The following is a 262-nucleotide window of genomic DNA, read 5'->3' as shown; positions in this document are numbered from 1 at the left end:
ATCAGGCACAGCGTGCCCAGCGCGATGCCGTTGCGGGTGACCAAAGGCGCGCCGGCGTAGAAACGCATCTGCTCGGGGCCGGCCACGATCGGGTTGTCGTGGAAGCGGGGGTCCTGGCGCAGGTCTTCGATCTGCAGGATCCCGCTGGACTGCAGCGCGCACGAGCAGATCGAGTGGTGGCGGTCGGTGCGTTCCAGTGCCAGCCCGACCCGCGAGATGAAGCGCTGCGAGTCGGCGTCGACGATGGAGATCAGCGCAATGG

General features: G+C 67.6%; 1 protein-coding gene. It reads right to left on the bottom strand.

Annotated features, from left to right (window positions below):
* Positions 1–262, bottom strand: a 262-nt coding sequence (locus tag ACPYOG_RS19810) for a GAF domain-containing protein (RefSeq protein ID WP_481295826.1), incomplete at both ends; no start/stop codon positions are given.

The organism is Leifsonia sp. HAY1-4F, assembly GCF_056755275.1.
Note: the sequence above shows the minus strand (reverse complement) of the source record. Positions and strands in the feature narration are given on the sequence as shown.